This window comes from Nocardioides oleivorans, from assembly GCF_004137255.1.
GTDB classification, from domain to species: domain Bacteria; phylum Actinomycetota; class Actinomycetes; order Propionibacteriales; family Nocardioidaceae; genus Nocardioides; species Nocardioides oleivorans.
Genome location: NZ_SDWT01000001.1, coordinates 2708651 through 2727113, shown reverse-complemented (window position 1 = coordinate 2727113; position 18463 = coordinate 2708651). Strand labels below are relative to the sequence as shown.

At 72.7% G+C, this 18463-nt stretch carries 18 protein-coding genes; 8 read left to right on the top strand and 10 right to left on the bottom strand.

The genetic code is table 11. The features are described from left to right. Window positions 1-107: 107 nt before the first annotated feature. Genes EUA93_RS13035 through EUA93_RS13025 form a run of 3 tightly spaced genes read left to right on the top strand, consistent with a single transcriptional unit; the run spans window position 108 to window position 3698 of the window. The gene (locus EUA93_RS13035; RefSeq protein WP_129400530.1) at window positions 108-968 is read left to right on the top strand and encodes an NAD(P)H-binding protein; all 861 of its coding nucleotides are present in this window, start codon (window positions 108-110) and stop codon (window positions 966-968) included. Between the two features lie 54 nt (window positions 969-1022). Beyond that, window positions 1023-2072, top strand: coding sequence for an alkaline phosphatase family protein (locus EUA93_RS13030; RefSeq protein ID WP_129400529.1), 1050 nt, complete (start codon window positions 1023-1025; stop codon window positions 2070-2072). Window positions 2073-2129: 57 nt separating this feature from the next. Continuing rightward, a complete protein-coding gene (locus EUA93_RS13025) occupies window positions 2130-3698 on the top strand; it encodes a CotH kinase family protein (protein ID WP_129400528.1) in 1569 nt (522 codons plus the stop codon). 9 nt (window positions 3699-3707) lie between these two features. Here EUA93_RS13025 and EUA93_RS13020 read toward each other — a convergent pair whose 3' ends face one another. Further along, complete coding sequence (locus tag EUA93_RS13020) at window positions 3708-4337, bottom strand: DUF3152 domain-containing protein (RefSeq protein WP_129400527.1); 630 nt, start codon at window positions 4335-4337, stop codon at window positions 3708-3710. Between the two features lie 35 nt (window positions 4338-4372). Between EUA93_RS13020 and EUA93_RS13015 the strand changes: the two genes are divergently transcribed. Continuing rightward, window positions 4373-7672: a hypothetical protein gene (locus EUA93_RS13015; protein WP_129400526.1), complete on the top strand. Its 3300-nt coding sequence runs from the start codon at window positions 4373-4375 to the stop codon at window positions 7670-7672. A 233-nt stretch (window positions 7673-7905) separates the two neighbouring features. Here the strand turns inward: EUA93_RS13015 and EUA93_RS13010 are convergent, their stop codons facing one another. The 4 genes from EUA93_RS13010 to EUA93_RS12995 form a co-directional block, all read right to left on the bottom strand. After that, entirely contained in the window at window positions 7906-9384 is a 1479-nt protein-coding gene (locus tag EUA93_RS13010) for an HNH endonuclease signature motif containing protein (protein ID WP_129400525.1), read from the bottom strand. Between the two features lie 245 nt (window positions 9385-9629). Further along, window positions 9630-10577 (bottom strand): PLP-dependent cysteine synthase family protein, encoded by a 948-nt coding sequence (locus tag EUA93_RS13005; protein ID WP_129400524.1) that lies wholly within the window; start codon window positions 10575-10577, stop codon window positions 9630-9632. Window positions 10578-10586: 9 nt separating this feature from the next. After that, entirely contained in the window at window positions 10587-10859 is a 273-nt protein-coding gene (locus EUA93_RS13000; RefSeq protein WP_129400523.1) for a MoaD/ThiS family protein, read from the bottom strand. Then, complete coding sequence (locus EUA93_RS12995) at window positions 10859-11311, bottom strand: M67 family metallopeptidase (RefSeq protein WP_129400522.1); 453 nt, start codon at window positions 11309-11311, stop codon at window positions 10859-10861. Before EUA93_RS12995 ends, EUA93_RS13000 begins: the two co-directional genes overlap by 1 nt. Before the next feature lie 97 nt (window positions 11312-11408). Between EUA93_RS12995 and EUA93_RS12990 the strand changes: the two genes are divergently transcribed. Further along, window positions 11409-12662, top strand: a complete 1254-nt coding sequence (locus tag EUA93_RS12990; RefSeq protein ID WP_129400521.1) for an MFS transporter — start codon at window positions 11409-11411, stop codon at window positions 12660-12662. On the opposite strand, the gene EUA93_RS21610 is transcribed toward EUA93_RS12990, so the two are convergent. From EUA93_RS21610 to clpS, 4 genes are read right to left on the bottom strand one after another with little or no spacing between them, the layout of a single operon-like run. Then, window positions 12659-13864, bottom strand: a complete 1206-nt coding sequence (locus EUA93_RS21610; RefSeq protein WP_165355154.1) for a DUF429 domain-containing protein — start codon at window positions 13862-13864, stop codon at window positions 12659-12661. The two genes, EUA93_RS12990 and EUA93_RS21610, sit on opposite strands and share 4 nt — an antisense overlap. A gap of 10 nt (window positions 13865-13874) precedes the next feature. After that, entirely contained in the window at window positions 13875-14465 is a 591-nt protein-coding gene (locus tag EUA93_RS12980; protein WP_129400520.1) for a DUF2017 domain-containing protein, read from the bottom strand. Next, complete coding sequence (locus tag EUA93_RS12975; RefSeq protein ID WP_242497358.1) at window positions 14462-14851, bottom strand: VOC family protein; 390 nt, start codon at window positions 14849-14851, stop codon at window positions 14462-14464. Before EUA93_RS12975 ends, EUA93_RS12980 begins: the two co-directional genes overlap by 4 nt. Further along, window positions 14851-15156 (bottom strand): ATP-dependent Clp protease adapter ClpS, encoded by a 306-nt coding sequence (clpS, locus tag EUA93_RS12970; protein ID WP_129400519.1) that lies wholly within the window; start codon window positions 15154-15156, stop codon window positions 14851-14853. The genes EUA93_RS12975 and clpS overlap by 1 nt, the downstream gene beginning before the upstream one ends. A gap of 18 nt (window positions 15157-15174) precedes the next feature. Between clpS and EUA93_RS12965 the strand changes: the two genes are divergently transcribed. Continuing rightward, a complete protein-coding gene (locus EUA93_RS12965) occupies window positions 15175-16479 on the top strand; it encodes a nicotinate phosphoribosyltransferase (protein ID WP_275937877.1) in 1305 nt (434 codons plus the stop codon). A gap of 9 nt (window positions 16480-16488) precedes the next feature. After that, window positions 16489-17064, top strand: a complete 576-nt coding sequence (locus EUA93_RS12960) for an isochorismatase family protein (RefSeq protein ID WP_129400518.1) — start codon at window positions 16489-16491, stop codon at window positions 17062-17064. Here the strand turns inward: EUA93_RS12960 and EUA93_RS12955 are convergent. Next, complete coding sequence (locus tag EUA93_RS12955; protein ID WP_129400517.1) at window positions 17061-17606, bottom strand: DUF1697 domain-containing protein; 546 nt, start codon at window positions 17604-17606, stop codon at window positions 17061-17063. The genes EUA93_RS12960 and EUA93_RS12955 overlap by 4 nt on opposite strands. A 52-nt stretch (window positions 17607-17658) precedes the next feature. Here EUA93_RS12955 and EUA93_RS12950 point away from each other — a divergent pair, with 52 nt between their 5' ends. After that, a complete protein-coding gene (locus tag EUA93_RS12950) occupies window positions 17659-18447 on the top strand; it encodes a transporter substrate-binding domain-containing protein (RefSeq protein ID WP_129400516.1) in 789 nt (262 codons plus the stop codon). The last annotated feature ends 16 nt before the right edge of the window (window positions 18448-18463 follow it).

The window sequence follows — 18463 nt, the reverse complement described above, 5'->3', positions numbered from 1 at the left end:
GCCAGTACCTTACTTGAAAGTGGGTACTAACTCGTGGGAAGTATCGGGCAGGACCGTTCGTTGGCCCGGTCGACAGGCACGACCACCACTCACGAACGGGATCCACCATGACCACCTACCTCGTCACCGGCGCCAGCGGACACCTCGGCCGGCTGGCCGTCCACGCCCTCCTCGAGCGAGGCGTCGCCGCCTCGGACGTCGTCGCCACGGCCCGCGACACCGACGCGATCTCCGACCTGGCCGCCCTCGGTGTGGAGACGCGCACGGCCGACTACACCGACCCCGCCTCGCTGGAGCAGGCGCTGAAGGGCGTCGACCGCGTCCTGCTCGTCTCCTCCAGTGCCGTCGGCGAGCGGGTCGCGCAGCACACCCACGTCATCGAGGCGGCCGCGAAGGCGGGCGTCGAGCTGCTCGCCTACACGAGCATCACCCGCGCCGACACCTCCACGCTCGCCCTCGCCGACGAGCACCGGGCGACCGAGGAGGTGCTGGCCGCGTCCGGCCTGCCCGTCGTGCTGCTGCGCAACTCGTGGTACCTCGAGAACTACACCGGCCAGGTCGCGACCGCCCTCGAGCACGGTGCCGTCCTGGGCGCAGCCGGCGAGGGCCGCGTCAGCGCCGCGTCGCGCGCCGACTACGCCGCGGCGGCCGCCGCGGCGCTGGTGGCCGACGACCAGGCGGGCCGCGTCCACGAGCTCGGCGGCGACGTCGCCTTCACCCTCGAGGAGTACGCCGCCGCGCTGGCCGCCGAGTCCGGCACCGAGGTCGTCTACCGCGACCTGCCCGCCGCGGACTACACGGCCGTCCTCGTCGGCGCCGGCCTTCCGGAGCCGTACGCCGCCATCCTGGCCGACTCCGACCTGGGCCTGGCCCGCGGCGAGCTGCACACCGACTCCGGCGACCTGTCGCGCCTGACCGGACGCCCGACGACCTCGCTCACCGACGCCGTGCGCGCCGCGCTCGCCTGAGGCAGCGCCGCTCCCCTCCGCGGCTGGGGGACGGAGGCGGGTTATCGTCGCGCGGTGCAGAAACGAAGCCCGCTCGCCGCCCTGCTCGCCTCCGTCCTCGTGACCCTCACCGGCGCCCAGGCCTGCGCGGTCGCGCCGGCGGAGCACGATCGGCGCGCCGCGCCGGCAGCGCCGCGCGCGGCGGAGTCCGGGATCACCTCCGTGGTCGCGATCTCGCTCGACGGCCTCAACCCGACGGCGTTGACGCGGCTCGGGCGCGGGCGCACGCCGTACCTCCACGACCTGATGGACGCGGGCGCCTCCACGCTCAACGCCCGCACCGAGCACGAGCTCACCATCACCCTCCCCAACCACACGGGCATGGTCACCGGACGTCGGATCCAGGCGTCGACGGGCGGCCACGGCGTGACCTGGAACGACGACCGCCGCCGCCCGGCCACCGTCCAGGCCGCCGCGGGAGGCCCTGTGGAGTCGGTGTTCACGTCCGTCCACGAGTCGGGCGGATCCACGGCCCTGTTCGCGAGCAAGACGAAGTTCAGCCTCTGGAAGCGCAGCTGGCCGGCGAGCCTCGACCTGACGCGCATCCGCCTCGACAACACCGTGCTCACCCGGTCAGTCGTCCGGGACGTCCGGCGCGAGGACCGGGCGCTGCGGTTCGTCCACCTGTCCCTGCCCGACAACGTCGGCCACGAGCGAGGCTTCATGTCGCGGGCCTACCTCGAGGCGGTCGAGGAGGTCGACGGCCTCGTCGGCGAGATCGTGGACTCGGTCGAGTCCGACCCCACGCGCGCGGGGAGCACCGCGATCATCGTGACGTCCGACCACGGCGGCCGCGGCGCGTCCCACTCCGACGCCCGCAGCATCGAGAACTACCGGATCGCCTTCGTCGTGGCCGGTCCCGGCGTCGACGCCGGCGCGGACCTCTACGACCTCAACGACGACTACAAGAACCCCGGCAACCGTCGTACGACCTACGACCAGCGCCGCCAGCCGGTGCGCAACGGTGACGTGGCCAACCTGGCGCTGGACCTGCTCGGACTGCCCGCCGTCCCCGGGAGCGAGCACAACTTCCTCCAGGACCTCGACGTCTCAGCCACCGAGTGATCCACTGGCCCGACGTGTGACCACCGGCACACGGGGGCCTGGACGAGGGAGAGCACCATGACGAAGCCGAGGCTGCTGCTCGTGGCGCTCGTGGTCGGATCGCTGCTGGCGGGGCTGCCCGCAGCAGCGCCGGCCTCGACCGGGAGGGCCCCGGCGCCGGACGTGCTGCCGGACCCCGCGGCGGCAGCAGCCGTGGGATGGCCCCCGGCCCCTCCGACGCAGCTGGTCATCGACACCGCGGGCGCACCGATCTCGCGTGAGGACTACGTGGCCGGGTCGGTCACCCTCGACGGCGTCGCCCACGTCACGGAGGTCCGCGGGCGCGGCAACTCGACGTGGGGCTGGGCCAAGAAGCCCTACAAGCTCAAGCTCGAGGACGACGCCGCACTGGTCGGCGACGTGCCGCACGACGAGTGGGTCCTGCTCGCCGGCTACGGCGACCGCAGCGCCCTGCGGACGGCGGCGGCGTTCGCGATCGCGGCCCAGACCCGGCTGGCGTGGACGCCGAAGTTCCGGTTCGTCGACGTCGTGCTCAACGGCCAGCCACAGGGGCTCTACCTGCTCACCGAGCAGGTGGAGGAGGGCAAGGGCCGCGTCGACCTGCCGAAGGACGGCTTCCTGCTCGAGGTCAACCGTCGCTACCTGCGCGACGACGAGCCGGGCTTCCGCACCCGGCGCGGCACGCCGGTCGCGTTCAAGGATCCCGACGAGGTCACCAAGCGCCAGCGCCGGTCGGTCCGACGTGCGGTGTCGCGCTTCGAGAACGTCCTGTGGGGCCGGTCGTTCGCCGACCGCAGGCGCGGCTACGCCCGCCACATCAACGTGTCCCGGCTCATCGACTGGTACCTCGTCGAGGAGCTCTTCTCCAACCAGGACTCCAACTTCCAGTCCAGCGTGAACTTCAGCTGGGCGCCCGGGCAGCGGATCGTCCTCGGTCCGGTGTGGGACTTCGACCTCAGCGCCGGCACGAAGTGGAAGACCACCAGCTCACCGACCAGCTGGTACACCCGCACCGGCGGGCACTGGGTGTCGCGGATGCTCCAGGACCCGGCCTTCGCGCGCCGGGTCAAGAACCGGTGGTACGAGCTGCGCCCGGCCGTCGACCTGGTGCTGTCACAGCTCCAGGCGGCCTCCGCGACCCTCGGTGCGAGCGCCGACGCCGACTGGCGGCAGTGGCACGCGGACGGCAGCGACCTCGAGTGGACCCGCCGCGCGCAGTCGCGGTCCGGCGAGGTCGACTTCCTCGCGGACTGGCTCGGCACCCGAGTCCAGTGGCTCAGCCAGAACGAGGTGCGGGTCGCCGACGTGCGGATCCCGACCACCGAGCGTGCACGGACGGTGTGGGTGCCGGTCGTGCTCCACTCCCCTGCGACCGCGGCGGTCGACGTGTCGTGGACCGTCCTCTCGCTCAAGAAGGCGGAGCCCGGGGTGGACTTCGTGGCAGCGCAGGGGACGATGACGTTCCAGCCGGGCGAGCGTCGCCACTACGTGCCCGTCCAGGTCCTCGACGACAAGCGCACCGAGCGCCGGGAGCTGATCCAGGTCGCGGTCACCGGCGCCAGCGGCGACGTCCTCCTGGGCTCACCGTCGACGGCGGTCGTCGCGATCGCCCCGCACCGCAGGTAGCCGCCGTGGTCAGCGGCGCACGGCCCGCGCCTCCCACTCCAGCGGCCACGGGTTGAACGAGCACCCGCCGGTGCCCTTCGACTGCTGCATCATCACCGGGGCCTTCCCACCCCCGCTGCACGACGCGTGACCGCGACCGAGCCAGTGCCCGGTCTCGTGGTTGACGACCATGTGCCGGTAGTCGCGCAGCGACCTCCCGGCGCGGTTCCAGGCCGGTGACGCGTGCTGCCACCGCGTCTGGTTGATGATCACGAAGCGGCCGACCCGGCACGACCACTGGGACGAGCACTGCGACGAGAACGACGGCACCGCGCCCGCCGTCGACAGCACCAGCGTGAAGTCGCCGCCCCGCCGGACCCTCCGGAGCTCGACTCCTCCGGCCCGCCACCCGCGCGGGTCGTCGTACGTCTGCTGCGCCTGCCGCCTGAAGACCGCCAGCGACGCGGTGGTGCGGCCGCGGGTGACGACGGAGTACGTCACCCGGCGGGTGACCGGGATCGCGTAGCCCTCCGCCGTCTGCTGCGGGGGCGTGGGTGTCGTACGACGGGGGCTCGGGTCGTCGGTGGTGGCGCGGGCCGGCGGTGCGAGCAGCACGGCGAGCAGGGGCACCAGCAGGAGGACCCGGGCGGCTCTCGTCATCTGCCGAGCCTAGGGCTCGCGGCAGAATGCGTCTCGTGACCACCGCCGCGAGACTCCTCCAGCAGATCGATCGGCTCTCCTACCCCGAGCGCCAGCGCGTGCTCGCCGGAACGGCCCGGCGGCTCGCCGGCACCGCGGAGCTGCCGGTCCTCCTCGACGAGCTGATGACGCAGGACGCCTTCGGGAGACGCCTGGCCCTCCAGATCGCGGTGGTGGCAGGTGACGCGGCCTGCGTCGCGCGATGCCTCGACGCCCCCGAACCGTCCGTCCGGGCCCGGGCGATCGCAGCCTTCGTGGCGCTGGACCTCGCCCCGGACGCGTTGCTCGCGCGTGTCCCGGACCTGCCTGCGGCGCACCGCACGGTCCTCTACCGGGCGCTGCGCAGGCGCCCGCCGGCGGAGCTGGGCGAGCGGGTCCTCGCGCTCGTCCTCGAGCGCTTCGGCGACCGCGAGGCCGCTGCCCTCCTCCCGGCGCTGGACCACGATCGCGTGGCCGCGCTGCTGCCGGGCCTGGACCACGCGGTCGCCAGCTGGGCCGCCCTGGGCCGGCGGCACCCGGACGTGGTGCTGGCCTACGTCGAGGAGCGCCTGGACGCGGAGCCCGTGGCCCTCTGGGCGCGGACCTGGGCACAGGTCGGGCCGGCCGTCGCGGCTGCGGTGCCGGCCGACCCCGGGCGGGTCCTCGGACTGCTCGAGCGGTCGCTGCCGCACACCGGTCTCCCCCACGCCCTCCTCGGCAGGACCGGAGCCCTCGCCCGCTCCGACGCCGCCAGGTTCGTCAGGCTGGTCGCCGATCCCCGCCACCGGGGACGCCCGCCACTGCGACGCAGGACGCTCCGGGCCCTGGCTGGTGTGGGCACCGACGACCTGGTCGTCCTCGGCCGGACGCTGGAACCCGACGGCCGGCTCCCCGACCTGCTCCGTGCGCTGCCGCCCTCCGAGCGCGTCGCGGTCCACCGCGGCGTGGTGGGCGAGCGCGGGCCGGAGCCGTCCCGTCTCTGGCAGGCGCTCGCTGCGATCGACCTGCTCCCCGTCCGGGCGCGCCACGAGGAGGCGAGTCGGCTGCTGGCGTTCCCCAGCGTCGCCGACGACCCCGACCAGCGTCTCGAGGTCACCGCTCGTCTCGCCTGGTCAGAGGCACGGGACACCCTCCTCGAGGCGACCCGGAGGCCCGACGCCGACGCCCGAGCCATGGCGTGGACCGCAGCCACGCGCGCTGCGGCGGGCAGCCGGGACGCCGCGACCTGGAGCGACTTCATCGGTGGCCTCGACCGGTTCCGCAACGACCAGGACCCCGTGCGGTACGCCGTCCTCGCTGGGCTCGCGTCCGCTCCCCCGTGGCTGTTCACTGACCGGGACGCGCCCGTCGTCACCCGGCTGGTGCGCGACGCGGCCGAGGCACGCGACTGCTCCTGGGGGACCCGCTCGGCGATCCGGGCGCTGTGCGACCGACTGCTGCGTGAGGGCGCGGTGGCGGGGAAGCGCGACCTCCTGCAGGCCGCGCTGGACGGACTCCGGCTCCTCGCGGCGCACGGTGCCGCGGTCGACCTCCACGGCATCGGTCGCGACCTGCCGCGCGGGGCGGAGCGCGCCGTGCTGGCGAGCCTGGCACCCCGCATCGAGGCGGACGCCGCGCGGGGCGACTTCGGCGTCGCACTGGCGCTCGCGCAGGGGCTGGGCCGCCGGGCGTGGGACCTGCCCCAGCTCCAGGCGTACGTCGATCGCGCGCGTGGCGCGAAGGACGACGCGATCGTCCGGCGTGCGGTCTCGCTGTGGCTGGACCCGCCCCCGACCCGCGACGAGCGGGTGGCTGCGGTGCTGCGCGGGGACCGCTCCACCATCACCTTCCACGAGGTCGCCCGCGTCGTGGGGTGGCGCCGGACCGACCTGCTCGACGACGTGCTGCGCCGCTCGATGCACGGTCGGTTCCTCGAGCGCGGGGTGCGGTTCGTGCCGGCCTTCGACGGCTGCTCGGACCGCTGGCTGCCGCGTCAGGTCGCGGCGCAAACGAAGCTGCTCACGTCGATCGCGACGTCGGGACGGCTCCCGGCGTGGGAGCGGGCCTCGGCGGTCCGGTCCCTCGCCGGGTCGGGCGCCGACGCGACGGTCCTGCTGTCCCTGGCGGACGACGCCGAGGTGGCGGTCGCCGAGGCTGCCGTCGCGGGCCTGTCCCGCAGCGACGATCCCGCCGCCGTCCTCCCCCACCTGCTCGCACTGGCGGCGACCGACCGCGCCCGCGTCGCCGTGCCCGCGATCACGCGGGCGATCCGCCTCGTCGCGCCCGACGCGGCGCTCGCGGCCGCACGGTCGCTGCTGGAGGGCTCGAAGGTGACCTCGCGCAAGGAGGCCGTGCGCCTGCTGGCCGAGCACCGGGTCCCCGGCGCGGCCCCGTTGCTGCTCGAGGTGTGGTCCGCACCGGACCAGCACCGCGACGTACGACGCGCGGTCGCCGCAGCGGCGCGCCTGCACCTCGACGACCCGGCCGCCTGGGAGGTCCTCGAGCGTGCAGCCGTCACGCCCGAGGTCGCCACGGCCCTGCTGCACCTGCCGGTCGGCACCGTGGCCGGGCGACACCGGGAGCCGTACGCCGCGCTCGTCCACCTCGTCGCCGGTGCGGACGACCCCGACACGGCGCGGCTCGGGCTCAGGGCGCTGGCCGCCTGGCTCCCCTGGCGTCCGGACGCCGTCAACGACCTGGTCGCGACGGTCGCCGACCTGACCCGCACGGCGCTGTGGCGGGCGGCGTCGACCGCACTCGTGGAGGGGTCCGCGCTGATCGGCTCCGCCGACCCCCTGGTCAGGACGGCGCGATCCCTCGTCACCGTCGACGACGGCTCCCTCGACGGTCCCTCACGCGACCGTCCGGCACGCCAGCGGCTCTCCGAGCTCGTCGGCGCGACCTGCGCCGCCGCGGCACGTCACCCCGACCGGCGCAGGCGTGCGGGCGCGCTCGGCCAGGCCCTCGAGCAGGCCCGTCCTGACGCGGCCCTGGTGCTGCACGCCGCCGCGCTCGACCAGCCCGGCGTGGCCGACCTGGAGCGCATCTGCGTGCTCGCGGACCGGCCGTTGCTGGCCCATGCCGCCCAGCGCGCCGTGGCCGACTCGCTGGCCGGAGCACCGGATCGCCTGCCCCCCGGAACCGCCGCGCCGCTGCTCGACGACCTCCGTCCCCACGACGGTCTCGCCCGCGGGCTCGTCGCCGTCGCGATCGCCGCCGCGGCGGGCGCGACCGAGGGCTGGTCGGAAGCCGTGCGCGCGCACGTGCAGGCGCTGCGGGCGCACCCCGACCCGGACGTCCGCCTCGCGGCGCTCGACGTGGCGATGGCGCCGGAGTAGGCCTCGGAGACTTCGGGCATGGACACTGCCCTGGCCCTGCGCGAGATTCGCAATGTCCGGCGGCGACGCAACTGCTCCCCGTCCTGACCCGGCTCGAGCACCCACGCCCGCACGCCGTCCGTGGCGGAAGCGTCCGGTGCTCGGCTGCCAGGAGACTTCCCGCAGGCATCGACGAGATGACGGACGCACTTGCGTCCCCGCCTACCTGTGGTCAGGCGGGGTGTGGGGCGGGGTCATGGTCGTGCGGGTGGCTCGTGCTCGACCGGGTTGACCGGGTTGACCGGGTTGACCGGGTTGACCGGGTTGACCGGGTTGACCGGGTTGACCGGGTTGACCGGGTGGATCGGGGTGGTGCCTGACCTGTCGCGCCTGAATCGGTGGCCGTGTGGGCTGGTCCATTCGACGATCCCTGGCTGGGGCATGTCGTAGTGCCAGGTGGTGAAGGTCTTGAGGCGGTGGTGGGAGCGGCAGAGGCAGGCGAGGTTGTCGGACTGCGTCGGTCCTGGTTGTAGCCGGCCGTCTGCGTGGGCGTGGTGGTCGTACTCGATGACGTGGTCGATGTCGCAACGTCGGGCTGGCCTGGTGCAGTGCGGGAAGACGCAGGTCTTGTCGCGGAGGATGACGTGTTCGCGGATCCTGGCGGGGATCTCGTAGCCGGGCGCGCTCAGGTTCTGGTTGAGGTCGATGACCGGCTTGATCGTCACCTTCGTCTGGCTGTCGCCGCACCAGGCCTGGAGCTGCTCGAGGAGGAGGAGCTTCTGCCGGTTCTCCAACCGTCCGGTCGGACCGAAGACCGTGCCATCGCCGGTGAGCGTGGCGTCGAAGTGGGCATGGAGCACGACCTCCCGCGCGGCGGGGAGGTCGTCACCGGAGGTGGCGGTCGTCGCGCCGCCGCGCGCCTGGAACAGGTCGAGGGCGGTCTGCGTCCTCGCGAGGTTGCCGAGAGCCCTGGCCCGCCGGACGTTCAACGACTCGGTGGAGCCGAGGGCTTTCTGCGTGGCTGCGTCACGGCTGAGGGCGTGGTCGAGGTCGATGCCGTCGGCGAGGTCGAGGTCGGCCTCGACGTGGACGGTGCCGGCGAAGTGGACGTCTTGGTCGTGGACGGTGACGTGGCGGGGGTCGACGTGGAGGTAGCCGTCTTCTGGATCAGCCGCGGGATCAGGGGTGGCGAGGTCGTACTTCTTGATGGCTTCGGCGACGAGGCGGTCGAGCTGCGCGACACCGACTCGTCCGGCGACGGCAGCGACCTGGTCGTCGACCCAGCTCGCGGCCTCACGAGTCAGCGAAGGCACCGAGTGGATGGTCGCTTCCGCGACCGACCGAGCCCGCCACGCCGGCACCGCACCACCCTGGACCTGGCGCCACAGTCGGGGAAGGCGGTGGCGGAGCTCGAGGGCGTGCCCGAGGAGCTTCTTCGCAGAGGTGGTGGAGATGCCGAGGACGGCGCCGAGCTCGGCCACACAGAACTCCGCCACGGGCGGGCAGCCGTCGCCCGCAATGGGTTCTTCGTGCTCGGACCCGGCTGTGGTGAACGCGGCGGCGAGGTGGATCGACTCCGGTGGGTGGAGATCGGCCCACCGGGCGGCGAGATCGAGCTGGCGTGCAGCTTCAGCGTTCTCGGTGTCGCGGGAAGCCTTGATCGAGGCGAGCAGGGCCGAGGCGGTGAGGTCGTCGACCTCCACCTCCGAGACCACTGCCAGCGCTTCGCTCATGTGTTCGATTGTAGGTGTGAGGTCCGACAGTGATCAGGGCCGGAGGTGCGAGGTTCGGTCAAGAACGGGCTGGTCTCGTGACGGGCGCCGGGGCGCCTCCCTCGACCAACGAAGACGGCGGGTGTGGCCTTGGTTTCGACACGCTCGCTGGCGCTCGCTGCTCAACCAGCGGCCGGCGCTGGGCGCCCTGCTCAACCAGCGGCCGGCGCGGGCGACTCGCTGCCCGACCAGCGGCGAGGTGGGGGTCAGGCCCAGAGCTGGCCGTCGAGGCGGTCTTCTGCCTCGTCGACGGTGCCTTCGTAAGCGCCGGTGGAGAGGTACTTCCAGCCGCCGTCGCACACCACGAACGCGATGTCGGCGCGCTCGCCGGCCTTGACCGCCTTGGCTGCCTGGCCGAGGGCGGCGTGCAGGATCGCGCCGGTCGAGATGCCGGCGAAGATGCCCTCCATCTCGAGCAGCTCACGCACACGGCGCACGGCGTCGCGCGGGCCGACGCTGAAGCGGGAGTCGATCAGCGAGGCGTCGTAGAGCTCCGGCACGAAGCCCTCGTCGAGGTTGCGCAGGCCGTAGACGAGCTCGCCGTAGCGCGGCTCGGCGGCCACGATCCGCACGTCGGGCTTGGTCTTGCGGAAGAAGCGGGAGACGCCCATCAGCGTGCCGGTGGTGCCGAGGCCCGCGACGAAGTGGGTGATCCCGGGGAGGTCGGCGAGGAGCTCGGGGCCGGTGCCCTCCTCGTGCGCGAGGGCGTTGGCGTCGTTGCCGTACTGGTAGAGCATCACCCAGTCGGGGTGCTCCCCGGCGATCTTCTTGGCGACGCGCACCGCCTCGTTGGAGCCGCCGGCGGCCGGCGAGGAGACGATCTCGGCGCCCCACATCCGCAGCAGCTGGCGCCGCTCCTCCGAGGTGTTCTCGGGCATCACGCAGACGATCCGGTAGCCCTTGAGCTTGGCGGCCATCGCCAGCGAGATGCCGGTGTTGCCGCTCGTCGGCTCGAGGATCGTGCAGCCGGGGCGGAGCGTGCGGTCCTTCTCCGCCTGCTCGATCATCTTCAGCGCGGGCCGGTCCTTGATGGACCCGGTCGGGTTGCGGTCCTCCAGCTTGGCCCAGATCCGGACGTCAGGGCTCGGGGAGAGCCGCGGCAGCCCGACGAGGGGCGTGCCGCCGACCGAGTCCAGCAGGCTGTCGAAGCGCATGCGCCCGGCTCAGCCGCCGGCGACGGCGGGGAGCACGACGACCTGGTCGCCGTCGGAGAGCTCGGCCTCGAGGCTGCCGATGAAGCGGACGTCCTCGTCGTTGATGTAGACGTTGACGAAGCGGCGCAGGTCGCCGTTGTCGATCAGGCGGTCCTTGATGCCGGGGTGGTTGGCCTCGAGGTCGTCGATGAGCGCGGACAGGGTGCCGCCGGCGCCCTCGACGGACTTGGCGCCGTCGGTGTAGGTGCGCAGGATGGTCGGGATCCGGACCTCGATGGCCATCAGGGGGTGCTCTTCTCTGTAGGCGTGATCGTGACCTCTTCCTCGGTCACGACTCCGTCGATGATTCTGTAGGACCTGAACTCCACAGGACCCCCAGTATTCCCCCCGCGCTCGTCGAAGCAGTCGCGTGTGCTGACCAGCACGTAGTGCGCGTGCGGCTCGCTGGCCAGGCCGATGTCGGTGCGGCTGGGGTAGGCCTCGGTGGCGGTGTGGGAGTGGTAGACGACCACCGGCTCCTCGTCGCGGGCGTCCATGTCCCGGTAGAGCCGGAGGAGCTCGGTCGAGTCGAACTCGTAGAAGGTCGGGCTGCTGGCGGCGTTGACCATCGGCACGAAGCGCTCCGGACGATCGCTGCCCTCCGGCCCCGCCACGACGCCGCACGCCTCGTCGGGGTGGTCGCGCTTGGCGTGCGCCACGATGGCGTCGTACGTCTCCTGGGTGATGCTCAGCACGTGGCAAGGGTAGGTCGGAAAACGAGGTGACCCGTCCACGTCTCAGGACATAGTCTCGACGTCGAGAGACTTTGTGCAGGTTGTGCGGAAGGACCCCATGTCGCTGAGCGAGACGACGGCACCACTGACCCGGCGGGGCATCCCCGTCGAGCGCGACCTGCGGGTGCTGGCCCTCGGCTCCTTCGCCAACCGGTTCGGCGCCGGTGCGGTGATGACCACCAGCGCCCTCTACTTCACGCGACAGGTCGGCTTCTCCCCCGCCGAGGTCGCCTTCGCGATGGCCACGTCGGCGATCGTCGGGATCCTCGTCCAGGTGCCGGCCGGCCACCTCGGCGACAGCCGGGGCCCGCGCAAGGCGCTCACCGTCTTCATGGTCGGCGCGGCGCTCACCAGCGCCCTGCCCGTCCTCGCCCGTACGCCGTGGCAGCTGGCGCTGCTGCTCGGCCTGCTCGCCCTCTTCGAGCGGTCGGCGGGCTCGGTCCAGCAGGGCGTCATCGCGCAGCTCGCCACCGGCGGGCGCGGCGTGCTCTTCAAGGCCTACCTGCGGGCGGTCACCAACACCGCGATCGGCCTCGGCTCGGTCTTCGGCGGCGCCGCGCTGGTGATCGACCAGTCGTGGGCCTACGTCTCGGTCTTCGTGATCAACGCGGTCTTCACGGGCTTCGCGGCCTGGAACACGACCCGCCTGCCCGACCTGCCGGCGTACGTCCGGGGCGAGGGCGAGCCGCGCCTGGCGGTCCTGCGCGACTGGCCCTACGTCGTGGTCGTCGCGCTGACCGGCCTGTTCTCGCTGCACTTCTTCGTGATGGAGCTGGGTCTCGCGCTCTACATCTCCGAGCGGACGTCGGCGCCGCCGGTGATGGTCGCGATCCTGCTCATCCTCAACACGGCCTGCGTCGCGATCTTCCAGGTCCGGCTCTCCCGCCGCGCGGACTCGGTCGAGGCGGGAGCCAGGGCCTTGGTGCGGGGTGCGGTCTGGATGGCCGTGGGCTTCGCGATCATCTCGCTCGCCGACCGCGGCGACGCCTCGTTCGCCATCACCGTGCTCGTCCTCGGCTCGCTCGCCCACGTCGTCGGCGAGATGATCGGCTCCGGGGGCCAGTGGGGCCTGCAGATGGGCCTCGCCCCGCACGAGCGCCAGGGCCAGTACCAGGGTTTCGCCGGCCTCGGCTTCAGCGTGGTGGCCGTCGTCGCGCCGCCCGTCGTGACGCTGCTCTGCGTCCAGATGGGCGAGACCGGGTGGCTCGTCCTCGGCGCGCTGATGCTCGCCGTCGCGCTGGTGTCGGTGCCCGTCTCGCGCTGGGCGCTCGCCTCGCGCGAGCGCTACGGGGTGCTGACGCACTCGGGCTAGGCCCAGATCGCCGCGGGGATCCCGTCGGAGAAGACCTCGGGCGTCGACGGGAACGACTCGGAGACCCCGAGCGCGTGGCGCACGGCCGTCCAGGCGGTCGCGCACGCGTCCAGCAGGTCGTCCTCGCCGAACCCGGCGCCGCGGAACCACGGCGGCGCGACGATCCCGTGCGCGGCGAGCACCTCGCGTCGTACGCGCACCCCGTCGGCGTCCTTCTTCCTCTCGAGCAGCGGCCGACCGGCCATCCGCGTGAAGCTGACCTCGGGGTGGACCTCGATCACGGGCGCGCCGGGACGCCCGCGGACCCAGGCGTCGACCTGGAGGACCTTCTCGCGCAGGGCGTACGCCTGGGCGCTGACGCTCGTGCGACCGTCGGTCGCGGCGAGGTTGGCCGCGCGGCCGGCCTCGTAGGTCCCGGCCTCCAGCGCGGCGCGCACGGGCGTGGAGAAGATCGACGACGCCTTGCCGACGAGCACCTTCCGCGCCTCGGCGTCCGCGAGCCGGCCGCCCGTGTCCGGCAGGCCGATCGGGATGTCGATCGCCACCACCCGGACGTCGTGGGTCTCGCGCACGAGCGCGAGCAGGTCGGTGATCGTGGCGGCCGTGCGGACCCACGGGCGGAGGTCGGTGTCGAGGACGACGCCCACCCAGCCTCCCGGGCAGGCGTCCACGCCGAGCACCGGCGCGGGAGGTGCGAGCACCGGGGGCGGCTCCACGTCGTCCTGGCCCGGAGGGACGGCGAAGCGTGCCTCGCGCTCGCTGCTGAGCGCGGCCTCGATGCGGGCGAGCATCTCCTCGCTCATCGGAGGCAGGCCGGAGAGCGGCCACCACCGCACGTCGCTGGACTCGTCGTCGGCGACGTGCGCCTCCCCCTCGAGCCAGGTGCAGGCGAAGGTGAGGTCGAGGTAGTTCGCCCGGTCACCGTTGACGTGCAGGATCTCGCCGTGGACCGCCGTCGAGGCCAGGCGGTCGACCCGGATCCGGACGCCGGTCTCCTCCAGGGCCTCGCGGACCGCGCACGTCGCGGGCTCCTCGCCGGGCTCGGGGATGCCGGTCACCGGCGTCCAGCGCCCGTTGTCGGAGCGCCGGACGAGCAGCACCTGGTCGGCGCGGCGCACGACCGCCGTGACACCGGGCAGCCACAGCGGGTCGTGCCCGATCTTCTTGCGGATCTCGACGACGAAGTCGGGGATCGGGCTCACGGGGACGCGCTCACGAGGTCAGTGCCCCGACCACGGTCTCCTGGAGGTAGCCCACCCACTCGTAGATGTCGTGGGCCTGGGCCCGCGGGTCGTCGTCGGGCAGCGAGTGCCAGTAGTCCTCGTCGTCGGCCTCGATGCCGAGCCGCGAGGCGAGCGCGAGCCGGATGTCGGTGAAGGCACGCATCCACGTCTCGGCCTCGCCGACGGTGAGCTCGACGTCGATGACGAGCCCGTCCTCGTCGAGCTCGGGCGGCAGCCCGGCGTCCTCGAGGGTGTCGATGATCAGCCCGGACGCGGCAGCCTTGCCGTCGCGGAGCCCGCTCTCGGTGAAGCGGCGGAAGTCGGAGGCCGCCTCCTCGTCGTCGGGGTACGCCGTCGGGAACAGGCGCGCGAGCACCGGGTCGTCGGGGATCGTGGTCGCGCCGGAGAACTCGGCCATCAGCGCCTCGAACGGGTCGTCCGCGGGTGCGGCCGGCTCGGCGCGCTCGTTGCGCAGCAGCTCGACCATCTGCGAGGCCAGCGAGCGCAGGAGGTCGGCCTCGAAGCCGGTGAAGGTCGCGATGACCTGGCCGGACTTCCGGTGCCGCTCGAAGCCGCTCACGGCGCACCCCACGTCACCGCGTGGCGGTCGAAGTCGTCCTGGTCGGTGAAGACGGGCACGACGCAGAAGACCAGGCCACCGGGGTCGTCCATGACGGCCCAGGTGTCGTGCCGGCTCGCGACCGTGGCACCGAGCGACTCCAGGCGCGCCACCTCCGCGTCCACGTCATCGGTCTCGAGGTCGAGGTGCACGCGCGGCGCCGTCGCGCTGCCGGTGCGCTGCAGCTCGAGCGCGACGTTGCCCGGCAGGCGGTCGAGCGACTCGTACTCGGGCTCGTCGTTGGGCGTGCGGCGGGACCCCCGGGCGGCGGCCCAGAAGGCGGCGGCCGAGTCGTAGGACTCGTCGGGGTGGTCGATCATGACGACGGCGATGCGGGACCGGTGCACTACGAGGCCTTCTCCATCGTGGCCCACAGGCCGTACTCGTGCATGGCCTGCACGTCGCGCTCCATCTCCTCGCGAGTGCCGGTCGAGACGACCGTCCTGCCCTCGGTGTGCACCTCGAGCATCAGCTTCTCGGCCTTCGCCTTGTCGTACTTGAAGTACTTCTGGAAGACGTAGGAGACATAGGACATGAGGTTCACCGGGTCGTCCCACACGAGGGTCACCCACGGCTTGGCCAGGAAGGTGATCTCGTCGGGAACCTGGGTCGGCTCGACCTCTACGGGACTGGCGGCTGACACGAGCACCATCGTGGCACAGTACGGGTCGTGACCGGCCCATCCCGCACGTCTGCGGCACTCCTGACCGACCACTACGAGCTCACCATGGTCCAGGCCGCGCGGCAGGCCGGCACCGCGGGCAGGAGGGCGGTATTCGAGCTCTTCCCGCGCCGGCTGCCGCAGGGTCGGAGGTACGGCGTGGTGGCGGGCGTGGGCCGTGCGCTGGACGCGATCGAGGACTTCCGGTTCGACCCGGCGACGATCTTGGCGCTCGAGGGGGTCGTCGACGCCGACATGCTCGACTGGCTCGCGTCCTACCGCTTCTCCGGGGACGTCTGGGGCTACGCCGAGGGCGAGGCCTACTTCCCCTACTCCCCCTTGATGGTGGTCGAGGGCACGTTCGCCGAGGCGGTCCTGCTCGAGACCGTGCTCCTGTCGATCTACAACCACGACTCGGCGATCGCCTCCGCCGCCTCGCGGATGACCCTCGCCGCGGCCGGGCGCCCGTGCATCGAGATGGGCTCGCGCCGCACGCACGAGGAGGCGGCCGTGGCCGCCGCGCGGGCGGCGTACGTCGCCGGGTTCGACGCGAGCAGCAACCTGGCCGCCCGTGCCCGCTACGGCGTGCCCTCGACGGGCACCGCGGCCCACTCGTTCACGCTGCTGCACGACGCCGAGGCCGACGCGTTCCGTGCGCAGGTGCAGACGCTCGGCGTCGGCACCACGCTGCTGGTCGACACCTACGACGTGGCCGAGGCCGTGCGCCTCGCCGTCGAGGTCGCCGGCACGGGGCTCGGCGCCGTCCGGCTCGACTCCGGCGACCTGGGCGAGGTCGCCCGCGAGGTGCGTGCGCAGCTCGACGACCTCGGTGCCACCTCGACGCGGATCGTCGTCACGAGCGACCTCGACGAGCACGCGATCGCCGCCCTGGCGGCGGCTCCCGTCGACGCCTACGGGGTCGGCACCCAGCTCGTCACCGGATCGGGCCACCCGACCTGCGGCTTCGTCTACAAGCTGGTCGCGCGCGAGGGCGACGACGGCGAGATGGTGTCGGTGGCGAAGCGGTCGACGGACAAGGCCTCCATCGGCGGGCGGAAGTACGCCCTGCGCCGCCGCTCGTCGTCGGGGGTCGCCGAGGCCGAGGTGATCGGCATCGGCGCGGCACCCCAGGACGACGGCGACGACCGCGCACTGCTCGTCCCGCTGGTCGAGGGCGGTGAGGTCATCGGCCGCGCGACCCTCGACGAGGCACGCGCCCGGCACCGCAGCTCGCTCGCCGAGCTCCCGCGCGCGGTCACCCAGATGTCCGCCGGCGAGGCAGCGATCCCGACGCTCCACCTCGAACCTCGCTAGCCTGAACGAATGTCACGCGCGCTGATCGTGGTCGACGTCCAGAACGACTTCTGCGAGGGCGGGTCCCTCGCGGTGGCCGGTGGTGCCCGCGTGGCCTCCGACATCGGCGACCTGCTGCGCAGGTGGTCGACCAGGGCCGACGTCGGACCGGCGTACGACGTCGTGGTCGCCACCAAGGACCACCACGTGGACCCGGGCGACCACTGGTCGCTGAAGCCCGACTTCGTCGACTCGTGGCCCGTGCACTGCAAGGTCGGCACCGAGGGCGCCGGCTTCCACCCCAACCTCGACCCGCAGCCGTTCGACGAGGTGTTCTTCAAGGGCGAGCACGAGGCCGCCTACTCCGGCTTCGAGGGTCGTACGACGTCGGGCGACGACCTGGCCGGCTGGTTGAGGGCGCGCGGGGTCGGCGAGGTCGACGTGTGCGGCATCGCCACCGACCACTGCGTGCGCGCTACGGCGCTGGACAGCGCGCGCGAGGGCTTCGACACCCGCGTGCTGACGGCGCTGTGCGCCGGCGTCGCGGAGGCGACCACCGCAGCCGCCCTCGCGGAGATGACGGCCGCCGGCATCGAGATCGCCTAGTCCCGGCACCACTTCTCGGTGACGGTCCGCAGCACCTTGATCGTGCGGGCGGTGCCCTGGCCCAGCGCCTTGAACTCCTTGCTCGCCAGCAGCCTCGAGGTGTGGATGTCGCCGTCGAGCAGGACGTAGGCGGCTCGGCCGTCCACGACGACGGCCTCGCCGTCGTGCTCGAGGGCGTGCGCGGCCTCGATCGCGGCCGCGGGCGGTGCCGTCGCGTAGAGGGTCACGTAGTGGTTGCCGACCTCGCCCTCGTGGGAGTCGTGCAGGTCGTCACCGCGCGCGGTGAGCGTCGCCAGGTCCCGGGTGGTGAAGACGATCGTGGGGACCTCGAAGCCGGCTTCGGCGGCGTACGCCCTCTCGAGCGCGGCCTGCACCTTGGCGACCGACCGGGCGGAGTGAGTCAGCCGGACGTTGCCGGTGTTGATGTAGGTCTCGACGTCTGACCCGCCGGCCGCCTCGGTCGCGGACCTGATCGCGTCCTTGGGGAACTTGCGCGTCGCGCCGAGGTTGATCGCGCGCAGGAAGGCGACGTAGGTGGGCATGCCCCGATCATGCCGCCCGGGCCGGAGGTCGAGGCGGTCTAGGGTGGTGCACATGTTCACCCGAAGCCTGGCCACTGGAATCAGCGTCGCTGCCCTTGCCCTCGTCGCGGCGGGGTGTGCGAAGGACGACACCACCACGACCACCGAGTCGGGCATCTCGCTCGTGAAGGACGGCACGCTGACCATCTGCACGCACCTGCCCTACGAGCCCTTCGAGTTCACCGAGGGAGGCGAGGTCGTGGGCTTCGACCCCGGCGTCCTCGAGATCGCCGCCGAGGCGGAGGGTCTCGACACCGAGGTCGTCGACGTGGCGTGGGAGACCATCACCACCGGTGAGGCCCTCAACACCGGGCAGTGCGACGTCGCGGCGGGAGCCATGACGATCAACGACGAGCGGGCTGCCGTCATGGACTTCACCGACCCCTACTTCACGGCCACGCAGGCCCTCATGACCAAGACCGGGTCGGGCATCACGTCCCTGGAGGACCTGGCCGGCAAGAAGGTCGCGGTGCAGGACGGCACCACCGGCGCCGACTACGTCCGGGAGAACGCACCGGCGGACACCGAGGTGATCTCCTTCGAGGACTCCTCCCTCATGCAGCAGGCGGTCCTGACCGGCAAGACCGACGCGGGCGTGAACGACAACGGCCTGCTCAACTACTTCGTCAGCGAGAACCCCGACGTCGAGGTGGTCACCGAGTTCGAGACCGGCGAGGAGTACGGCTTCTCGGTGAAGATGGACGGCAACGACGACCTGCTCACCGCGATCAACGACGCCATCGCCAGCGACGACTACGACACGGTCTACGAGAAGTGGTTCGGCACCGCGCCCACGCAGTGACGATCCCCCTCCACCC

What these genes read in the sequence shown, in the direction of transcription:
- EUA93_RS13000 (WP_129400523.1), bottom strand. Translation starts at nt 10,859, where the DNA reads ATGGCCATCGAGGTCCGGATCCCGACCATCCTGCGCACCTACACCGAC.
- clpS (WP_129400519.1), bottom strand. Translation starts at nt 15,156, where the DNA reads ATGGTGCTCGTGTCAGCCGCCAGTCCCGTAGAGGTCGAGCCGACCCAG.
- EUA93_RS13010 (WP_129400525.1), bottom strand. Translation starts at nt 9,384, where the DNA reads ATGAGCGAAGCGCTGGCAGTGGTCTCGGAGGTGGAGGTCGACGACCTC.
- EUA93_RS12960 (WP_129400518.1), top strand. Translation starts at nt 16,489, where the DNA reads ATGTCACGCGCGCTGATCGTGGTCGACGTCCAGAACGACTTCTGCGAG.
- EUA93_RS12955 (WP_129400517.1), bottom strand. Translation starts at nt 17,606, where the DNA reads ATGCCCACCTACGTCGCCTTCCTGCGCGCGATCAACCTCGGCGCGACG.
- EUA93_RS13020 (WP_129400527.1), bottom strand. Translation starts at nt 4,337, where the DNA reads ATGACGAGAGCCGCCCGGGTCCTCCTGCTGGTGCCCCTGCTCGCCGTG.
- EUA93_RS13025 (WP_129400528.1), top strand. Translation starts at nt 2,130, where the DNA reads ATGACGAAGCCGAGGCTGCTGCTCGTGGCGCTCGTGGTCGGATCGCTG.
- EUA93_RS12950 (WP_129400516.1), top strand. Translation starts at nt 17,659, where the DNA reads ATGTTCACCCGAAGCCTGGCCACTGGAATCAGCGTCGCTGCCCTTGCC.
- EUA93_RS13005 (WP_129400524.1), bottom strand. Translation starts at nt 10,577, where the DNA reads ATGCGCTTCGACAGCCTGCTGGACTCGGTCGGCGGCACGCCCCTCGTC.
- EUA93_RS13035 (WP_129400530.1), top strand. Translation starts at nt 108, where the DNA reads ATGACCACCTACCTCGTCACCGGCGCCAGCGGACACCTCGGCCGGCTG.
- EUA93_RS12990 (WP_129400521.1), top strand. Translation starts at nt 11,409, where the DNA reads ATGTCGCTGAGCGAGACGACGGCACCACTGACCCGGCGGGGCATCCCC.